Annotated in this window: 18 protein-coding genes; 14 read left to right on the top strand and 4 right to left on the bottom strand. The window is 43.9% G+C overall.

What is annotated here, in order from left to right; translation table 11 throughout:
* Positions 1-74: 74 nt before the first annotated feature.
* A complete protein-coding gene (locus tag OW491_RS15195; protein ID WP_075178685.1) occupies positions 75-803 on the bottom strand; it encodes a GntR family transcriptional regulator in 729 nt (242 codons plus the stop codon).
* 209 nt (positions 804-1,012) lie between these two features.
* Between OW491_RS15195 and OW491_RS15190 the strand changes: the two genes are divergently transcribed.
* The 10 genes from OW491_RS15190 (at position 1,013) to OW491_RS15145 (ending at position 9,451) form a co-directional block, all read left to right on the top strand.
* Positions 1,013-1,681 carry a flavin reductase family protein gene (locus OW491_RS15190; protein WP_290036749.1) on the top strand — a complete coding sequence of 223 codons (669 nt, stop codon included), beginning with the start codon at positions 1,013-1,015 and terminating at the stop codon, positions 1,679-1,681.
* Positions 1,682-1,947: 266 nt separating this feature from the next.
* On the top strand, positions 1,948-3,099 hold the full coding sequence (locus tag OW491_RS15185) for an extracellular solute-binding protein (protein ID WP_075178687.1): 1,152 nt from the start codon (positions 1,948-1,950) through the stop codon (positions 3,097-3,099).
* A gap of 14 nt (positions 3,100-3,113) precedes the next feature.
* Positions 3,114-4,016, top strand: coding sequence for an ABC transporter permease (locus OW491_RS15180; protein WP_290036747.1), 903 nt, complete (start codon positions 3,114-3,116; stop codon positions 4,014-4,016).
* Positions 4,013-4,801, top strand: a complete 789-nt coding sequence (locus OW491_RS15175; RefSeq protein WP_277252858.1) for an ABC transporter permease — start codon at positions 4,013-4,015, stop codon at positions 4,799-4,801. The genes OW491_RS15180 and OW491_RS15175 overlap by 4 nt, the downstream gene beginning before the upstream one ends.
* A 26-nt stretch (positions 4,802-4,827) precedes the next feature.
* Entirely contained in the window at positions 4,828-5,898 is a 1,071-nt protein-coding gene (locus OW491_RS15170) for an ABC transporter ATP-binding protein (RefSeq protein WP_290036745.1), read from the top strand.
* Positions 5,899-5,909: 11 nt separating this feature from the next.
* Positions 5,910-6,422 carry a deaminase gene (locus OW491_RS15165; RefSeq protein ID WP_290036744.1) on the top strand — a complete coding sequence of 171 codons (513 nt, stop codon included), beginning with the start codon at positions 5,910-5,912 and terminating at the stop codon, positions 6,420-6,422.
* Positions 6,423-6,595: 173 nt separating this feature from the next.
* Entirely contained in the window at positions 6,596-7,174 is a 579-nt protein-coding gene (locus tag OW491_RS15160; RefSeq protein WP_290036743.1) for an aminodeoxychorismate/anthranilate synthase component II, read from the top strand.
* Positions 7,175-7,191: 17 nt separating this feature from the next.
* Positions 7,192-8,214 carry an anthranilate phosphoribosyltransferase gene (gene trpD / locus OW491_RS15155; protein WP_178968192.1) on the top strand — a complete coding sequence of 341 codons (1,023 nt, stop codon included), beginning with the start codon at positions 7,192-7,194 and terminating at the stop codon, positions 8,212-8,214.
* 3 nt (positions 8,215-8,217) lie between these two features.
* On the top strand, positions 8,218-9,027 hold the full coding sequence (gene trpC / locus OW491_RS15150; protein WP_075178692.1) for an indole-3-glycerol phosphate synthase TrpC: 810 nt from the start codon (positions 8,218-8,220) through the stop codon (positions 9,025-9,027).
* Positions 9,028-9,043: 16 nt separating this feature from the next.
* On the top strand, positions 9,044-9,451 hold the full coding sequence (locus OW491_RS15145; protein ID WP_075173409.1) for an OsmC family protein: 408 nt from the start codon (positions 9,044-9,046) through the stop codon (positions 9,449-9,451).
* 34 nt (positions 9,452-9,485) lie between these two features.
* On the opposite strand, the gene OW491_RS15140 is transcribed toward OW491_RS15145, so the two are convergent.
* A complete protein-coding gene (locus OW491_RS15140) occupies positions 9,486-9,830 on the bottom strand; it encodes a DUF4124 domain-containing protein (RefSeq protein WP_075171407.1) in 345 nt (114 codons plus the stop codon).
* Between the two features lie 188 nt (positions 9,831-10,018).
* Between OW491_RS15140 and rpsF the strand changes: the two genes are divergently transcribed.
* From rpsF to dnaB, 4 genes are all read left to right on the top strand, one after another.
* Positions 10,019-10,438 (top strand): 30S ribosomal protein S6, encoded by a 420-nt coding sequence (gene rpsF, locus OW491_RS15135; protein WP_075171408.1) that lies wholly within the window; start codon positions 10,019-10,021, stop codon positions 10,436-10,438.
* 20 nt (positions 10,439-10,458) lie between these two features.
* Positions 10,459-10,686 carry a 30S ribosomal protein S18 gene (gene rpsR, locus OW491_RS15130; protein WP_075171409.1) on the top strand — a complete coding sequence of 76 codons (228 nt, stop codon included), beginning with the start codon at positions 10,459-10,461 and terminating at the stop codon, positions 10,684-10,686.
* Positions 10,687-10,811: 125 nt separating this feature from the next.
* Positions 10,812-11,261: a 50S ribosomal protein L9 gene (gene rplI, locus OW491_RS15125; protein ID WP_075171410.1), complete on the top strand. Its 450-nt coding sequence runs from the start codon at positions 10,812-10,814 to the stop codon at positions 11,259-11,261.
* A gap of 234 nt (positions 11,262-11,495) precedes the next feature.
* Positions 11,496-12,884 (top strand): replicative DNA helicase, encoded by a 1,389-nt coding sequence (gene dnaB, locus OW491_RS15120; protein ID WP_075171411.1) that lies wholly within the window; start codon positions 11,496-11,498, stop codon positions 12,882-12,884.
* Positions 12,885-12,979: 95 nt separating this feature from the next.
* Here dnaB and OW491_RS15115 read toward each other — a convergent pair whose 3' ends face one another.
* Together OW491_RS15115 and bioA are read right to left on the bottom strand one after the other, a co-directional pair.
* A complete protein-coding gene (locus tag OW491_RS15115) occupies positions 12,980-13,411 on the bottom strand; it encodes a thioesterase family protein (protein WP_075171412.1) in 432 nt (143 codons plus the stop codon).
* A gap of 101 nt (positions 13,412-13,512) precedes the next feature.
* Positions 13,513-14,835, bottom strand: a complete 1,323-nt coding sequence (bioA, locus tag OW491_RS15110; RefSeq protein WP_290036739.1) for an adenosylmethionine--8-amino-7-oxononanoate transaminase — start codon at positions 14,833-14,835, stop codon at positions 13,513-13,515.
* Positions 14,836-14,841 lie beyond the last annotated feature (6 nt).

Below are 14,841 nucleotides of genomic sequence, written 5' to 3'. Positions count from 1 at the left end.
TGTCCGCATCTGTTTAATATGAATATATCGTCTTTTGTATCAGAGCAGCACAATCAAAGTAGGCCTCTGTGTTTTCACAGCTGTGCTTTGATCATGTTCTCAAATACAGCTTCTACATCAAAGCTACTGGTACTGTTGTCATCAATCTCTAACGAATGCTCAACGTGGTTGAGGTGGTTAAGTAGTAGCTCTTTAGCGAGTTGGGCATTATTGGTCTTTATTGCATTAACAATGGCTTCGTGCTCAAAGTCTTCACACTCGTTAGCCGTGGGTGAATCGTATAAAGAGATAATTACACTACTTAGCGCGATCAACCGTCGTGTAATATCATAAAAAAGACTGTTGTTAGTTAACTCTGCAAGCAGTAGATGAAACTCCCCGGTGAGTTGGTTCAGTTTTTGCCTATCGCCTGCTTTTCTAGCTGTTTCTTCTTTCATTAAGTGATTGGCTAAAGCTTTGAATACTGTGCTATTCCCCTTGTTGGTCAGCTCTTCGATAATAGCTACCTCTATTGCACGTCGTGCAGCAAAAACCTCACGAGTTTCTTTGACGGTAGGCTTAACAACAAATGCGCCTCGGTTTGGCTCAAGAGTGATGATTTTATCCTGCGCTAAACGAAAAAAAACTTCTCGCAAGCGTGTCCTGCTTACGTTAAAAATCTTGCTTAAACGCTCTTCAGAAAGTTTTTTTCCAGGGGGGAGCTGCCGATCAGCTATGGCTTTAAAAATAAAATCATAAATCTGTTGGCTATCTAAAGGCTTGTTGTCTTTTGGAATTTCAGTTGCTTTGGCAGGTGTGTTCATAAATGCTGTATCAATCGCAGATGAGTGGTTAGATGCCAAGAGTTAGTAGGCTTTAGTAATAAGTAGTGTATATATCAATCAATACTAATATGCAATTATTGTATACATGAAATTAGACTTTTCTTAAATAGACATGATGACATGTTCGCTTGTTGGTATATTAATTGCTTTTAATTGTATTCTTTTATTGTATACAAAAAGGTTATTTTATGAGTACTAAGCATTGCAGCATTAACTTTGAACATATAACTGCTCATGAGCAATATAAAATTCTAGCGGGTAGTGTGGTGCCACGCCCTATTGCATTAATTACCAGTGTATCGAAAAAGGGGCAGGTGAATGCGGCACCTTTTAGTTTTTTTAACGCTCTTGCTGCGGATCCGCCTCTTGTTGGTTTTGGTATCCAAAGAAAACCTAATGGAGAACCTAAGGATACTTATCGGAATATTATCGAAAGCGGAGAATTTACAGTGAATATAGTGTCGGATGACTGGGTTGAGCTGATGAATATTTGTGCAATTCCGTTTGAAGAGACAGTTGATGAGACCTGTATGGCTGAGCTTTCCGTACAAGCAGGAACACTTATCGGACCTCCTCGGGTAGTCAATGCGATGATTGCTCTCGAGTGCGTGCTATTTAGTGAACAATCAACGGGTGAACGTGGAGATCTTATTCTTGGTAAAGTAGTCATGGCTCATATAGGAGAGAACTTGGTCAATACAGACAATTATCATATCGATCAAGTTGGCTTAGATGCGGTTGGGCGAATGGGAGGGCAAGGCTATGCAAGAACGCGTGACTACTTCGACTTAAAGTCTTTAAAGGAGTCCGAGCTAGGCACGGTTGACCAAGTACGCGTATGGGCTGACCATAAATAGTCGCTTCTTGATGAGTATTTTTCTGCACTGTTATGTCGCTTTGTGCACAATTTTTGGTCGATTTTAGTAGATTTTCTCTATTTCAGCGTTTTTTTTATCCATTCTAGCGCAATTTAAAAGCCGTTTTTTAACGGTTTTTTTGTTTTCTTAAAATATCCTATTGTTTATACAGCCTTTTTTACTTGCTTGCTCTTTTGTTGTCGGTTGTTGGCACAGCATATGCTTTATTTTTTGTAATCAAATATTGTATACAATGAGGTTAGGGTATGAATGTTAAAAACGATAAAGCTATCAATATGTCACGTTGGTCACGTAGGGACTTTCTTAAATTAGGTGCCGCCGTTGGTGTAGGTGGTGTAGCTGCATCATTACCTAGCGTTTCTATGGCTGATTCTGGTTCTCCCACTGTACTAAACTATTTGGCGTGGCCTGGTAATGCAGACCCTTATGTCATAGGGGAGTTTGAAAAAGCGCATAATGTAAAGGTACGTATCAAAGAATATGTAGGTGGTGATCAGATGCTGGCTCTTTTGCATCAAGCGCCTCCAGGTTCATTTGATGTGGTTATGGCTGACGCGGAATATATGCACCTACTAAAGCAGGGTGACTTTTTGCAAAAGCTAAATCCTGATGATTACCCGCTTCAGGACTTTTGGCCTGAATTTCAGAAGTTTCCTTTACATTGGTTTGATGGTGATTTGTACTCCGTAATGACCGACTTTGGTTATCTAGGTCTGTCTTACAATACTGAGCTGTATCGTCCAGAAGAGCTTGAATCTTATGATGTGTTATGGGACAAAAAAGCGAAGGGTCAAGTTGGTTTTTTTGATTTTTATCTGCCTTCGATGGGGTGTGTCAGCTTATCAGCGGGCAATACTGCACCTTTTGACTTAAGCAGTGCTCAATTTGAAGCGCTTAATAAAAAGCTAATGTCGCTGCGTGGACAAGCATCAGGCTTTTATACTATTGCCGATATCTTCTCTTCATTTTCTAACCGTCAGGCGTCTCTTATCCCTGGAATTGGTGAGTGGATTACATTGGGATTACGAGAAAGTGGTGTGCCTGTTGATACCGTTATTCCGAAAGAGGGAGGGCTTCAATGGACTGAGTCAATGTCAATTTTAAAAACATCTCCCAAGCAAGATCTAGCAAGAAAGTTCATTCAATGGACTACCTCGCCAAGGGGGCAAGTGTTAATGGCGACTAAACCGGACAATAAAAAGAGTATTCCAAGTAAAGCGGGTTGGGAGTTGCTCAATAAAACGATGCCAGATGAAGCCCAATTATTGCGTATGCAGCTGAACGCTCCCAATGTTATAGATGAATACCGATCTAAAAAAATAGCGTACCGCCAACTACCTTCTAATCAGTCTATTGAAGCATGGAATGATCTTTGGACTGACTTTAAAAGTGCATAAAAGAGGGCGGTCGTATGGAAAATATATCCAATATCGTGATCGCCCAGAGTGCTCCTCGGGCGGTATCTTTCAAAACTAGGCGTCGTCATTGGTTTCCTTTAGCGCTCGCTATACCGCCTCTAATATGGCAGTTGATTTTTTTTGTTTTACCCATGATTTTTTTATTTACACTGACTTTTTGGAAGGTTGAATTTTATAAACCAGTCCCAGCGTTTGTGTTGGATAACTGGATGAAAATTATTGGTTCTAGCTCTTTCCAAAAGGCTCTGATCTATACCTTTGAAATGTCTTTGCTGAGTGCTCTAGTAGTGACGCTTATTGCGCTGCCTGCTGCTTGCATTTTGGCGTTTCGGGTTTCTGAAAAATACCAACCAATCTTAATCGCTTTGTTGGTGGTTCCAGTTTTTACCAGCTATGTTTTGCGAGCGTATGCATGGCAAGTAGTGTTAAGTCCGCAGGGCTTGTTTAACTGGGTGCTGGGCATGCTAGGTATTGATGGCTTAAATATGCTGGGCGGGACTTTTGCATTACAAGTAGGTTACTTAACACTTTGCCTCCCTGTGGTTGTGTTGGTTTTGACCTTTGCTTTATTGGGTATCGACCGCAGCCATTTAGAAGCAGCATCAAATTTAGGGTGTCGCTCTTATCAAGTTTTCTGGCATGTATTACTACCATCTATTCGTAATGGCCTGTTACTTGCTTTAACAACGACTTTTATGCTGGCCTTCTCTGATTATATCGCTCCGCTCTTATTGTCGGGTAGTAATCCGCCAACGTTAAGTATTCTGATTGTTGATACTGTTAAGTCAGGCGCTCAATGGCCTAGAGCCTCAGTCATAGGGATTATTATGATGCTGTGCATTGGCGTTATGCTTTTGCTGTCCAATGTGGTGTCTAGAAAAGGAGGTGGATCATGAGTCGTGGAATAAGGTCTTTATTAGAGAGTTCTTATTTGCTGTTGGTTTTTGGATTCATAGCAACACCGATTGTGATGATAGTTGTTTTTTCATTCAACGAAGATCGGTTTCCGGGTTTTCCTTGGGCTGGTTTTAGCTTGCGTTGGTATGAAGCAATTTTAAATGAGCCCATGGTAATTGATAGCGCCATTAATAGTGTCATTGTCGGTTTATCTACGGCGATAGGAGCGACGATTATAGGCTTTTTGGCTGCTTATATTGATTACCGGTACAAATTTACAGGGAAAACAGCCTTTAATTTGATGGTCGCTATTCCGCCAGCAATTCCGGCGACTGTGATGGGGATTGCATTACTAGCGTTCTTAGCCCGTATCGGCTTATTTGGTGAATTAAAGGCGGTAGCTTTTGCGCATATTGCGATCGCATCCTCATTCGCAATGGCAATTATACGATTACGTTTAAGTGAACTGGAGGCTTCGATTGAACCTGCTGCATGGAATTTAGGGGCGAGCCGGTTACAGGGGTTGTGTTTTATTATTTTACCTTATTGCAGAAATGCGCTTCTGGCTGCTTTCTTTTTATCATTTGCTGTTTCATTTGATGAATTCATGATTGCGTGGTTTGTAGGTGGCATGAATGAAACTCTGCCAGTACGAATATTAAATTTGCTTCAAGGGCAGGTTAGTCCTCGTATAAATGCGATTGGCACATTGGTTTTTGCGCTCACATTTAGCTTAGTCGTGAGTGCTCTTTGGTTAATGCGCAGAAAGCGTGTAGCGCATTAATATTGCAATGATTTTAGGAGTCACTAATGAGCACTTCATTACTAAGTTTGAATGATATATGTATGGAATACCCTGGATTTAAAGCGGTTAGTAACTTAAGCATTGATATTAAGGCAGGAGAATTCATATCCCTTATGGGCCCTAGTGGTTGTGGTAAGTCTACAACGCTTCGCATGATAGCTGGGCTTGATAGCCCGACTTCAGGATCGATGTTGTTGGAAGGTACTTCGCAGTTAGACGTGCCAATAGAGGATCGTGGTATGCCGATGGTGTGGCAAAACTTTGCTTTATTTCCCTTCTTAAATGTACAAAAAAATGTTGAATTTCCATTGCGAATGAAAGGCGTAGCAAGTGATATACGTGCTAAAAAGGCGTCAGAATGGATTGAGCGTTTAGGTTTGTCTGAATTTGCAGAGCGAAGTATAGCTCAGCTTTCAGGTGGGCAAAGACAGCGTGTTGCCTTAGCAAGGGCGCTGGTTACAGAGCCTCGTGTCTTACTGTTGGATGAGCCCTTAAGCGCACTTGATGCTCATTTGCGTATAAAAATGCAAACGGAGCTAACGCGTTTACATAAAGAGCTGGGGATTACCTTTATTTATGTGACACATTCGCAATCAGAAGCATTCGCAATGGCCGATCGTGTTGTCATTATGAATAAAGGGGAGATTCAGCAAGTGGGGACTCCCAAAGAGGTATATCGAGCACCAGAAAACGCCTTTGTTGCTGAATTTATTGGCATGAATAATTTACTACCCGGCACATTAGTAGAAAGTAACGGTGATACCGTCGATGTTGTAACAGATTTAGGTCTTTTTAAGGCTAAGCCTGCTATGGGATTAAAAAATGGTGATTCAGCCCATATGGTGATCGCTGCTGACTGTATTCGATTGGATAACCAAGGTAAGCAAAAGGTTCGTGGTCGTATCAGTGGTGAAGAGTTCGTTGGTTCTGTGATAACTCTGTTGGTTGAGCTTGAAAATGGACAAGAGTTCAAAGTGCAGAAGCAACAGCATGAAGTAGAGGCGCTTAACTTAAAATATGGTGCTGACTTAACGCTATCTTGGGATGCGCAGAGCGCATTTTTATTAGCAGCTTAATTTGAGGCTAAATGAATAATATGTATAACCAGCAATTTATGTTGCAAGCTATTAGCTTATCCAAAGACGGTGTTTGCCAGTCACATGGGCAGCCATTTGGCTCGGTGGTGGTGAAAGATGGGAAAGTGGTGGGGCAAGGCTTTAATAGAGTGCTAAGTAAGCTGGATCCCACCGCGCATGGTGAGGTTGAAGCTATTCGAGATGCTTGTGCGACGCTTGATACAGTAGATCTATCCGGTTGTGAGCTGTATACCTCGTGTGAACCATGCTCTATATGCGTGGCGACAATGTATGTCGTGGGTATTGAGGCACTCTATTACGCATCGGATTTGAAGGCCTGCACTGAAAAGTTTAAGCCGTTAAAAAACACTGTCTATAAAAACGTAGATACAGATGATTTGCGTAAGCAGGTTGGCATGCGAGTTGAGGAAAGAGCAATGCCTTCATTTCAACATGAGTCCGAGGCCGCTTTATCAGTGATTCATGACTGGGCTTTGGAAGTTGCGTCTGGCATTGAAGAGTAGTCTCTTTTAATGTTTTCACGCTCTGTGGGTTGTCTTTTTACTCTCAGGGCGTGCTTCTCATTTGTCTCATTGAGTAGCCGTAGCAGAAAAAGGAACATCGGATGGCAGATTTGAAATACCGCATAATGTTAGACTAGGGATTAAACTTTTTGACTGCCTGAGTTGCCCTTTGAATGTTGTTGCTGATTGATAATTTTGATTCGTTTACTTACAACGTCGCGCATTATTTAACTGAGCTAGGCGCTGAGGTAGTGGTCAAGCGTAATAATGAACTAACGTTGTCTATTATAGAGTCGTTATCCCCTTCTCATCTAGTTATTTCCCCTGGCCCTTGTACCCCTGACGACGCAGGTATTTCTCTTGCAGCTATCGAATATTTTGCCGGCAAAATTCCGATTTTAGGTGTCTGTTTAGGTCATCAGAGCATTGGACAAGTATTTGGTGGTAAGATAATTCGCGCACGCCAAGTTATGCATGGGAAAAACTCGCCCATCTTTCATCGAAATTCGGGAGTGTTTGCGGGGTTGCCAAACCCAGTGGATGTTACGCGTTATCATTCGCTGGTGGTTGATAAAACCTGTTTGCCTGACTGCCTAGAAATAACGGCTTGGACTCAAAAGGATAATGGCGAGCTGGATGAAATCATGGGGTTGCGTCATCGCACGCTTGATGTAGAAGGCGTGCAGTTTCACCCCGAGGCCGTCTTAACGCAAGAAGGCCATGCTGTTTTCAAAAATTTTTTAACGCGCTGATGTTAGACGGAGCGACAATGGATATAAAACAGGCTTTAGCTCACGTAGCTGAGCGTGAACATTTAACAACAGAACAAATGGCTTCTGTTATGCGTCAGATTATGTCTGGGCAAGCGACGGATGCGCAGATAGGCGCACTATTAATGGGCCTTCGTATGAAGGGTGAGACGGTTGATGAAATTACAGCCGCTGCCAGCGTGATGCGAGAGCTTGCTTTGCCGGTGGAGATTACGGCTAAAGATGCGGTCGATATAGTGGGCACTGGCGGTGACGGCGCAAACTTGTTCAACGTCTCGTCGGCTTGCTCATTTGTAGTGGCGGCAGCGGGAGGCACTGTAGCTAAACATGGGAACCGTTCAGTCTCATCGAGCTCTGGGTCGGCTGATTTATTAGAAGCCAGTGGTGTTAACCTGTCACTGCAAGCCTCGCAAATAGCGCAGTGTATTAATCAGGTAGGCGTTGGTTTTATGTTTGCGCCGCAGCACCACAGTGCCATGAAATACGCGATAGGCCCACGTAAAGAAATGGCCATGCGCACTCTCTTTAATGTGTTGGGGCCGCTTACCAATCCCGCCGGTGTTCGACATTATCTGCTGGGTGTTTTTGATAGATCTTTATGTAAACCATTGGCTGAGGCGCTCAAAAACCTGGGAGCTGTTCATGCAATGGTGGTACATGCGGCTGAAGGTCTTGATGAAATTTCGTTAGCCGGAAATACCTATGTAGCTGAATTAAAAGATAATGAAGTTACTGAGTATACTTTAACGCCTGAAATGGCCGGGTTATCGGCGCAAAGTTTGGACGGTCTTCAGGTGGGTAGTACAGAAGAAAGCCTTTCGTTAATTAATGCCGCTTTTTCCGGGCAACATGAAAAAGCCATGTCAATGATAGCGTTGAATGCAGGCGCTGCCTTGTATGTAGCTGATAAAGTCGATTCAATTAAAGCCGGTGTCGCTCTGGCACTTGATACAATGAAGCAAGGCAGTGCTGCGAAAAAAATGGCAGAGCTAGCTGAGTTTAGCCAAGGTTTAAACGAGTAAACTATGTCTGAAGTTCCAACGATTTTAAAAACGATTATTAAACGCAAGTATGAAGAAGTTGAAGAACGCAGTGCCAACGTTACTTTAGGTGCGTTAGAACAACGTATAAAACAACAAATGGGGACAGATTTTGATCCCCGAGGCTTTACCGAAAGTATCGCCTTTTCGATTGTTGGTCGCCATTGCGCCGTGATAGCAGAGGTAAAAAAAGCCAGCCCCTCAAAAGGTATTTTACGCGAGAATTTTGAACCTGCAGCCATCGCTAAGTCATATCAGCGTGGTGGTGCTAGTTGCCTGTCAGTATTAACGGATGCTGACTTCTTTCAAGGGCATGAAGATTATTTGATGCAAGCACGAGCTGCCTGTTCAATGCCTATCATCCGTAAAGATTTTATAGTCGATCCCTATCAAGTTTTTGAAGCACGTGCGATAGGGGCGGATTGTATTTTGCTCATAGCAGCCTCTCTTGAAGATGCTCAAATGGCGGAGCTGAATCAGGTTGCTAAAAAGCTGGGTATGGATGTGTTAGTAGAGGTGCATAATGGCGAAGAGTTAGAGCGTGCTTTGCATCTTGATAACCGTCTCATTGGTATCAATAACCGTGATTTGCACACATTTGATGTGAGTTTGAACACGACTATTGAGCTGTTAAAGGATATCCCTGAAAGTCGGATAGTCGTGACGGAAAGCGGCATTATTACCCGTGAAGATGTGCAGTTAATGCATGAGCATAATGTCCACACCTTCCTGGTCGGCGAGACGTTTATGCGAGCTGATGATCCGGGTGAAAAATTAAAAGCGCTATTTGATTGAGGTAGTTATTGTGACAATGACAACAAAAGTAGAGTGGGATGGCGATGTGCGCTTTAATGCCACTACGGGTACAGGTTTTAATATTACAGTTGACGGTGATCAAAAAGCAGGGCCGCGCCCTATGGAATTGCTGTTGGCGGGTCTTGGTGGCTGCACCAGCTATGACGTGGTAAGTATCCTTAAAAAGTCACGTCAGGATGTTGAAAGCTGCGTAGCTGAAATATCGGCTGAACGTTCCGACGCCGTACCCGCTGTATTTACGGATATTCATGTTAAGTTTGTCGTTACAGGCCGTAACTTAAAAGAAAAAATGGTTGAGCGAGCGGTAAAGTTATCAGCTGAAGAGTATTGCTCTGCCTCTATTATGTTAGAAAAGGGTGGAGTTAATATTACCCACAGCTTTGAAATTATCGCTATTGACTAAATGGTCGACGATTTTACGTTAAAAAGCCCTGTTTTCAGGGCTTTTTTGATGGATCGTCGTTTGGCTTCTTGCGAGCAGTTGGGGGTTGTGGGTTGAGCTTCGTTCCCTTGTTCATGGCAGATGCCTGTTGTTGCCCAGTCTCATTAATAATTTCACCACTGCGAGGCGGTGGGGTTTCCACGGCAGCAGGTTTCGGTGGCGTTGCTACTTTATATTCTGAGCGCTTAGCGTTGGGGCCGCAGGGAAGGCCGCTGAAGGATTTGCTCCCGTCGGCATTAGTGCAGGTATAGACTATGTCGTGTTTGACTGTATCCGCAACGCTCGTGTTGGTCGTGCCAAATGCGAATACGACAAGTGCACATAATAGGGGGTATTGCATTCAATGTGGCTCCTTCATCAAAGATTCCTCTAAGAGTAGAACAAGGTGTCGATTGGTGAAAGAGTTGATTGCAAACAATTATAGGAATCTGTAAAATGCCGCACTCTTTTGAGAAATACTATTAACCTCCTTGCTTTCGTTCCCTTATTATTTAGCGGTTCGAAGGCTACAACCCGTAAGGAGCTAAAATGCGTCATTACGAAATCGTATTCATGGTTCATCCGAACCAAAGTGAACAGGTACCAGCAATGGTTGAGCGTTACACCAGCGTTATCGAAGGTGCTAACGGTACAATCCACCGTCTAGAAGACTGGGGTCGTCGTCAACTTGCTTACCCTATTAACAACGCCCACAAAGCACACTACATTCTTATGAACATCGAATGTTCACAAGAAACGTTGGATGAGCTAGAAAACATGTTCCGCTACAACGATGCTGTATTGCGTAACATGATGATCCGTCGTAAAGAAGCGATCACTGAAGTATCTCCAATCAAAGCGTCTGAAGCCCGTGAAGAGCGTAAGCCTCGTCGTGAAGATTCTCCTCGTCAGGAAGAAAAAACTGAAGAAGAGAAGCCAGAAGCTGCTGCTACTGAAGCTGCTGAATAATTTAAATAGGAGATATAAAGATGGCTCGTTTTTTCCGTCGTCGCAAGTTTTGTCGTTTCACAGCTGAAAACGTAGTAGAGATTGATTACAAAGATCTTGAAGTACTAAAAGGCTATGTAAGCGAAACTGGTAAGATCGTACCAAGCCGTATCACTGGTACAAAAGCTCGTTACCAGCGTCAATTGGCAACAGCTATCAAGCGTGCACGTTTTATTGCATTGCTGCCTTACACTGACAGCCACCTGTAAGTGTAAAGTGCCTGTTCCGACAGGCTGATGAGTGAATACGGGGTTAGTAAGCAGACTTTATAACTCTGTTTATTAGCCAAGATTTATTACTGCAGTTGAGCTGCAGACCCAAAGAGGTTTACGAGATGGAAGTTATCCTGCTCGAGAAAATTGGTAAACTGGGTTCATTAGGCGATCAAGTGTCTGTGAAAGCTGGTTTTGGTCGTAACTATCTGATCCCAACAGGTAAAGCTGTTCCAGCAACAGCTGATAACGTCACTAAATTCGAAGCACGTCGTGCTGAATTAGAAAAAGCGGCTGCTGAAGCACTAACAGCTGCTCAAGCACGTGCTGAAGCACTGAATGGCTTCAACGTTACTATCGCTTCTAAAGCGGGTGACGAAGGTAAGTTGTTCGGTTCTATCGGTACTCGCGATATTGCTGACGCTATCGTTGCTGCGGGGCAAGACGTTGCTAAAAGCGAAGTTCGTTTACCAGAAGGCGCTTTGCGTCATACTGGCGAATTCGAAGTTGCTCTTCAGTTACACGCTGAAGTTACAACGACTATCACTGTGACTGTTGTTTCAGAAAGCTAATTTCTGAGTAACGTTTCAGTACTAAAAAGCACGCCGTAGAAAACTACGCCGTGCTTTTTTGCGTTTACAGCCCATGATTTTATTCTGGGTATTTGGTTATCTGGTGTACAGTTTGTACAGTGTTAATCGCATAGTTAGCGGATGGTATCGAGCCGTTGCGTGTTGCTCGTACAACGTGTAACAGCTGTGTGAGTAGTATCGGTCATAAATTGAGTTGAAGAGGTTGGTATCACCATGGATTACGCTGATATGCAAGATGATGAGGTAGCGCAGATAAAGATAGCGCCTCACTCAATAGAGGCAGAGCAATCAGTCCTGGGTGGTTTGATGCTGGATAACAATACGTGGGATACAGCATCCGAAATTTTGATGGAAGATCATTTCTATCGCCATGATCATCGAATGATCTTTCGGGTCATGCAAAAGCTGGTTAACAATCAACAGCCGATCGATGTGGTTACGCTATCTGAAGAGCTGGATCGAACCGGCGAGCTAGATAAAGCGGGCGGCTTAGATTACCTCGTTGATTTGGCTAAAAATACGCCTAGTGCTTCTAACATCCGTGCGTACTCTGAAATTGTGCGTGACCGCGCATTGCTTCGCCAAATGATTAGTGTTTCGCAAGAAATTTCCGACAGTGCTTTTTTTACAGAGGGGCGAGCCTCGGAAGAAATCTTAAACGATGCGGAACAAAAGATCTTTCAGATTGCAGAAAGCCGGCCCAATCAAGGTGGCCCTGAGCCCATCAATCCATTGCTTAAAAAAGCGGTGGATCGCATCGACTTCTTATTTAACAACAGTGATGAGCTTACCGGTGTAACAACCGGTTTTGATAATCTAAACGACAGAACGGCGGGGCTTCAGCCTTCGGATCTTATTATAGTGGCCGCTCGTCCATCCATGGGTAAGACGACTTTTGCTATGAACTTGGTTGAAAATGCCTTGATGGGCACTAATAAACCGGTCGTGGTATTCAGTTTGGAAATGCCGGCCGATCAATTGATTACACGTATGTTGTCATCTATGGGTCGTATTGACCAAACAAAGATCCGAACAGGTCAGCTAGATGAAGATGATTGGCCAAAGTTAACCACGGCCGTCAACATGCTGCGTGATAAGCCGTTGTTCATTGATGATACTTCGGGTATCAGCCCGAATGAAATGCGGACTCGAGTAAGGCGTATAGTGCGTGAACATGGGGCCGTTTCCATGATCATGATCGATTACCTGCAATTGATGCAAATTAAAACGGGTAAGGCAAATGCGAGTCGAGCAGAAGAGATTTCTGAAATTTCACGATCATTAAAAGCACTAGCTAAAGAGATGGAATGCCCTGTAGTTGCGCTTTCGCAGCTTAACCGTAGTTTGGAGAACCGGCCTAATAAGCGCCCGGTTAACTCAGACTTGCGGGAGTCCGGTGCGATAGAGCAGGATGCCGACGTTATTATGTTTATCTATCGAGATGAAGTTTATAACGAAGACTCAGAGGATAAAGGTATAGCAGAAATTATTATTGGTAAGCAGCGTAACGGCCCCATTGGTACGTCAAAGCTAGCCTTCATTGGTAAGTATTCCCGTTTTGAAAATTTAGCGCCGGGTACCTATACCGACTACGATGAGTAGCTGCGGAGCCAGTGATTAACAGTCGATAGTTACAGTTTTTGGCTGCTTGAGCACTGGCTGCCTTCCTTCGAAAAACTACATTGTATGAACGCTTATTAGGTATCTTTTTGCATGGAGGCTCTAAAGCCATCAGGCATGGGGACTACTTTTCTGGCTTCGTAATCAAAAAATACGACGCCGGTTTTGGCAATAGCCAGCTCTTCAGCAGTTTTCTTATTGGACAACAAATAAAAAATATCGCAGCCGTATTTATTAAAATCACCTACTGCTACATCTATCTGTATAAGATCACCATAAAAGCCTTCAGAGCGATAAACGATGGCTGAGTCTGTCATTATTAGCCCGCGTCCGTCGATGTTTTGCTCGGTATAGTGATAGTTGTTCAGAAAGCGAACGCGCGCTTCATGAATCATCGATAAGACAGCGTCGTTACCTAAATGGCCGCCATAGTTAATGTCACTGATGCGAATGGGAAGCACCGTTGAAAAAATAAAGTGTTCTGGCATTTCAAGTTTTATACGCGCCATAGTGAACTCCTTTTAAGCAAAATCGACAATCAATTACAGTAGTCAGTTGATCACGACATCCAGTTTTGGTTCGGATGCGGTGTCTTAAAGACTAGCCTATTCTAATCAGTCTCGTATTGATCTAAGTACTGCTTAACCACTCGAACAAGCCCAAGCGTCAGTGCATCGAGTGAATCATTATCTATCACATAAGGCGGCATTATATACACGAGCTTACCAAACGGGCGTACCCAGATCCCTTCATCTACCAGCATTTTTTGAATCCGCTGGGCATTAACGGGTTCAGTTAGCTCGATGACACCTATTGCGCCTAAACAACGAACATCAGACACACCTTTTATCGATTTTGCCGGTGCTAAATTTTGAGTTAATTGCGTCTCTATGCGCTTAATATTGGACTTCCAGTCACTGTTTAGCAGTAATTCAAGACTTTTATTGGCAATGGAGCAGGCGAGAGGGTTACCCATAAAGGTGGGGCCATGCATAAAGCAGCCAGCTCCGCCAGAAGAGATCATTTCTGCAATGGCTGATGTGGTAAGGGTGGCCGCTAGTGTCATGTAGCCGCCTGTAATAGCTTTACCTAAACAAAGAATATCCGGTGTGATCCCCGCATGGTCGCAGGCAAAGAGCTCACCTGTGCGACCAAAACCGGTAGCAATCTCATCGGCGATTAACAAGAGTCCGTATTGATCACATAGTGTGCGTGCTCGCTTAAGATATTCAGGGGAGTAGAAGCGCATCCCGCCTGCGCCTTGCACGATGGGTTCTAGTATAAGTGCTGCTATGTGGTCATGGTGTGTTTCGATGAGCGCCTGTAAGGATAGGATGTCCTGATTATTCCAAGGCTCCGAAAAGCCAATTTCTGGACGGTCGGCGAAATAATGCTGTGGTAAGGTTTGGGTAAAAATTTCGTGCATACCGTTCACGGGATCACAAACGGCCATCGCGCCAAAGGTGTCTCCATGATAACCGTTACGTATTGTGATTAATTTGCTTTTCTGAGGCTTTCCTGCAGCGTGCCAGTATTGGATTGCCATCTTGATAGCAACTTCCACAGCTACAGATCCCGAGTCCGCTAAAAATACCTTCTGTAGAGGCTCGGCAGTCATTTCAACTAAGGTGCGGCATAGCTCAATGGCAGGTTCGTGTGTTAAGCCACCAAACATGACGTGCGCCATAGTATCGATTTGTTCATGAGCCGCGGCATTAAGTTCGGGATGCTGGTAACCGTGAATAACTGACCACCACGAAGCCATGCCGTCTATCAGTTCGCGGCCGTCCGATAGCGTTAAGCGAACGCCTTTAGCTGATACAACGGGGTAGGCTGGCGGCGGGCTAATCATCGACGAGTAGGGGTGCCAGATATGTTCTTGATCGTAACGGATTTGCTCGTCGGTGATCGTATCTTTTACAAAACTGCTCATTCGATG

The organism is Neptunomonas sp. CHC150, assembly GCF_030397555.1.
GTDB classification, from domain to species: domain Bacteria; phylum Pseudomonadota; class Gammaproteobacteria; order Pseudomonadales; family Balneatricaceae; genus Neptunomonas; species Neptunomonas phycophila.
The sequence above is the reverse complement of the archived record's forward strand: the minus strand, read 5'-3'. Positions and strand labels throughout refer to the sequence as shown.

Excerpts from the sequence above, each read along its gene's own strand:
- OW491_RS15180 (WP_290036747.1), top strand. The coding sequence starts at position 3,114 with ATGGAAAATATATCCAATATCGTGATCGCCCAGAGTGCTCCTCGGGCG.
- dnaB (WP_075171411.1), top strand. The coding sequence starts at position 11,496 with ATGGATTACGCTGATATGCAAGATGATGAGGTAGCGCAGATAAAGATA.
- trpD (WP_178968192.1), top strand. The coding sequence starts at position 7,192 with ATGGATATAAAACAGGCTTTAGCTCACGTAGCTGAGCGTGAACATTTA.
- bioA (WP_290036739.1), bottom strand. The coding sequence starts at position 14,835 with ATGAGCAGTTTTGTAAAAGATACGATCACCGACGAGCAAATCCGTTAC.
- OW491_RS15145 (WP_075173409.1), top strand. The coding sequence starts at position 9,044 with ATGACAACAAAAGTAGAGTGGGATGGCGATGTGCGCTTTAATGCCACT.
- OW491_RS15170 (WP_290036745.1), top strand. The coding sequence starts at position 4,828 with ATGAGCACTTCATTACTAAGTTTGAATGATATATGTATGGAATACCCT.
- rplI (WP_075171410.1), top strand. The coding sequence starts at position 10,812 with ATGGAAGTTATCCTGCTCGAGAAAATTGGTAAACTGGGTTCATTAGGC.
- OW491_RS15115 (WP_075171412.1), bottom strand. The coding sequence starts at position 13,411 with ATGGCGCGTATAAAACTTGAAATGCCAGAACACTTTATTTTTTCAACG.
- OW491_RS15165 (WP_290036744.1), top strand. The coding sequence starts at position 5,910 with ATGAATAATATGTATAACCAGCAATTTATGTTGCAAGCTATTAGCTTA.
- rpsR (WP_075171409.1), top strand. The coding sequence starts at position 10,459 with ATGGCTCGTTTTTTCCGTCGTCGCAAGTTTTGTCGTTTCACAGCTGAA.
- OW491_RS15195 (WP_075178685.1), bottom strand. The coding sequence starts at position 803 with ATGAACACACCTGCCAAAGCAACTGAAATTCCAAAAGACAACAAGCCT.
- OW491_RS15175 (WP_277252858.1), top strand. The coding sequence starts at position 4,013 with ATGAGTCGTGGAATAAGGTCTTTATTAGAGAGTTCTTATTTGCTGTTG.
- OW491_RS15140 (WP_075171407.1), bottom strand. The coding sequence starts at position 9,830 with ATGCAATACCCCCTATTATGTGCACTTGTCGTATTCGCATTTGGCACG.
- OW491_RS15160 (WP_290036743.1), top strand. The coding sequence starts at position 6,596 with ATGTTGTTGCTGATTGATAATTTTGATTCGTTTACTTACAACGTCGCG.
- OW491_RS15185 (WP_075178687.1), top strand. The coding sequence starts at position 1,948 with ATGAATGTTAAAAACGATAAAGCTATCAATATGTCACGTTGGTCACGT.
- rpsF (WP_075171408.1), top strand. The coding sequence starts at position 10,019 with ATGCGTCATTACGAAATCGTATTCATGGTTCATCCGAACCAAAGTGAA.
- OW491_RS15190 (WP_290036749.1), top strand. The coding sequence starts at position 1,013 with ATGAGTACTAAGCATTGCAGCATTAACTTTGAACATATAACTGCTCAT.
- trpC (WP_075178692.1), top strand. The coding sequence starts at position 8,218 with ATGTCTGAAGTTCCAACGATTTTAAAAACGATTATTAAACGCAAGTAT.